Annotated in this window: 1 rRNA gene; it reads right to left on the reverse strand. The window is 54.6% G+C overall.

Annotated elements, in window-relative coordinates:
- Positions 1-1541 (reverse strand): 23S ribosomal RNA (locus ABD768_RS42895); the annotation flags it as partial.
- Between the last annotated feature and the right edge of the window lie 68 nt (positions 1542-1609).

Here is a 1609-nt window from a genome sequence, read left to right on the forward strand (position 1 = left end):
TCGGTCGGGTCGTGTTAATGCCGGTACGGGAATATCAACCCGTTGTCCATCGACTACGCCTGTCGGCCTCGCCTTAGGTCCCGACTTACCCAGGGCAGATTAGCTTGACCCTGGAACCCTTGATCATTCGGCGGACGGGTTTCTCACCCGTCATTCGCTACTCATGCCTGCATTCTCACTCGTGCAGCATCCACAACTAGATCACTCTGCTGCTTCACACGCTGCACGACGCTCCCCTACCCATCCACACACCTGGACCACTTACGTGGCCGGGTACAAGTGTGAATGCCACAGCTTCGGCGGATTGCTTGAGCCCCGCTACATTGTCGGCGCGGAATCACTTGACCAGTGAGCTATTACGCACTCTTTCAAGGGTGGCTGCTTCTAAGCCAACCTCCTGGTTGTCTGGGCAACTCCACATCCTTTTCCACTTAGCAATCGCTTAGGGGCCTTAGCTGGTGATCTGGGCTGTTTCCCTCTCGACGACGGAGCTTATCCCCCGCCGTCTCACTGCCGCGCTCTCACTTACCGGCATTCGGAGTTTGGCTGATTTCGGTAAGCCGGTAAGCCCCCTAGACCATCCAGTGCTCTACCTCCGGTAAGAAACACGCGACGCTGCACCTATATGCATTTCGGGGAGAACCAGCTATCACGGAGTTTGATTGGCCTTTCACCCCTATCCACAGGTCATCCCCCAGGTTTTCAACCCTGGTGGGTTCGGTCCTCCACGCGGTCTTACCCGCGCTTCAACCTGCCCATGGATAGATCACTCCGCTTCGGGTCTAGAGCATGCGACTAAAGCGCCCTATTCAGACTCGCTTTCGCTACGGCTACCCCACACGGGTTAACCTCGCCACATACCACTAACTCGCAGGCTCATTCTTCAAAAGGCACGCCGTCACACCCCACAAGGAGATGCTCCGACGGATTGTAGGCAACCGGTTTCAGGTACTATTTCACTCCCCTCCCGGGGTACTTTTCATCTTTCCCTCACGGTACTAGTCCGCTATCGGTCACCAAGAAGTATTTAGGCTTAGCGGGTGGTCCCGCCAGATTCACACGGGATTTCAAGAGTCCCGTGCTACTTGGGAAAACACTCGGAAGTCACTGTCTTACGCCTACGGGGCTCTTACCCACTACGGCTCAACTTTCCAGAAAATTCGACTTCAACAGTGATTTATAACTCCCTGACCCCACGGCATTAGGATCTGAATGCTCCCACAACCCCATATACGCAACGCACGCCGGCTATCACACGCACATGGTTTAGCCTCATCCGCTTTCGCTCGCCACTACTCACGGAATCACTATTGTTTTCTCTTCCTGCGGGTACTGAGATGTTTCACTTCCCCGCGTTCCCTCCAGAACCCTATGTGTTCAGGCACTGGTAACTGGCTTTAGAATGCCAGCTGGGTTTCCCCATTCGGACACCCCCGGATCACAGCTTGGTTGCCAACTCCCCGGGGCTTATCGCAGGCTCCTACGTCCTTCATCGGCTCTTGGTGCCTAGACATCCACCGATTGCCCTTAGTAGCTTGTCAAAACAACAACAAAAACAACTACTGAAGATGCTCGCGTCCACTATACAGTTCTCAAAATACGGGCAGGA

The sequence above is a fragment of the Kribbella ginsengisoli genome (assembly GCF_039537185.1).
GTDB classification, from domain to species: Bacteria; Actinomycetota; Actinomycetes; order Propionibacteriales; family Kribbellaceae; genus Kribbella; species Kribbella koreensis.